1 protein-coding gene is annotated in these 1,532 nt (G+C 39.6%); it reads left to right on the top strand.

Annotated elements, in window-relative coordinates; genetic code table 11:
* Positions 1-236 precede the first annotated feature (236 nt).
* Positions 237-1,532, top strand: a 1,296-nt coding sequence (iscB, locus tag ACM0OZ_RS48740; protein WP_414590141.1) for an RNA-guided endonuclease IscB, incomplete at its 3' end; no start/stop codon positions are given.

Below are 1,532 nucleotides of genomic sequence, written 5' to 3' on the forward strand. Positions count from 1 at the left end.
GTCAGAAACCCCACGCCTAAAGGCGGGGGCTTGAAAAAAGCCTTAATCTGACCAGCTTAAGTACTTTGAGTACTACGTTAGAGACAAGAGTTTAAGACCTACCAAGGAATGCTCCCGCTAGTTCCTTGCTCTAGAACCAAACGATTAAACAGGCTTAAAGGGTTAAACCAGTGTCGTTTGGATAGTTACCGACCTCTAACATTAGCGAAGCTAACATCACCCGAAAGGAGGGACTTATGTCCAAAGTTTTTGTAATTGATACAGACAAACGACCGTTAGACCCAATTCATCCAGCACAGGCGAGACAATTATTAAGAAACAAAAAAGCATCCGTATTTAGACGTTTTCCTTTCACTTTGATTCTTAAAGAATCACGTCCTGAGTCTCCCGTATTACCGTTGAGATTAAAGTTAGACCCCGGTGCAAAAATAACCGGAATTGCATTGGTTAATGATGCTACTGGCGAGGTGGTTTTTGCAGCTGAATTAAAGCACAGAGGTTTTGCAATTAGAGATGCTTTAACCTGTAGAAGACAACTTCGTAGAAGTAGAAGGAATCGCAAAACTAGATATCGTCAACCCCGTTTTTTAAACAGAACTCGTCCACAAGGCTGGTTAGCACCAAGTTTACAAAGTCGTGTTGATAATATTAAAACTTGGGTTGAGAAGTTCATAAAGACAGCACCCATTGAAGCAATTAGCCAAGAACTAGTACGTTTTGATATGCAGTTAATACGTAATCCTGACATACTCGGTCATGAGTATCAGCAAGGAACACTTGCTGGTTACGAAACACGAGAGTTTCTATTGGAAAAATGGGAGAGACAATGCGCTTACTGCGGTGTAAAAGACGTTCCATTCCAGATAGAACATATTCAACCCAGAGCCAAAGGAGGTTCTAACTCAATTACTAACCTGACGCTAAGTTGCTCTAAATGCAATATCAAGAAAGGGACTAAAGATATTAAAGATTTTCTCAAAAAAGACCCGTCTAGATTAGAGAAGATATTGAAACAAGCTAAAAGACCATTAGCTGATGCAGCAGCCGTAAACGTAACTAGATTTGCATTACTTGAAGTTTTAAAAGAAACTGGATTATCAGTAGAAACAGGCTCCGGTGGATTAACAAAGTTCAATCGCAGTCAACAAAATCTACCGAAACTACATTGGTTAGATGCTGCTTGTGTTGGTAAGTCAACGCCAACTCTAAATATTAAAGGTATTAAACCATTGTTAATTACTGCTAATGGTCATGGAACACGCCAAATGTGCGGAACTGATAGGTTTGGGTTTCCAAGTCGTCACCGCACAAATAAGCAAATACATTTTGGTTTTAGCACTGGGGATATTGTTAAAGCTGTTGTCACTAATGGTAAAAAAATTGGCGAATATGTTGGGCGTGTTTTGTGCCGCGCAACAGGTAATTTTGATATTGCGACTATTACAGGAAGAATAGCAGGCATTAGCCACAAATACTGTTCAGCAATTCACAAAAAAGATGGTTACTCGTATGGATTTTCAAACTATTTTGAC

Source organism: Scytonema sp. PCC 10023, assembly GCF_963920835.1.
Classification (GTDB): Bacteria; Cyanobacteriota; Cyanobacteriia; order Cyanobacteriales; family Nostocaceae; genus Kalymmatonema.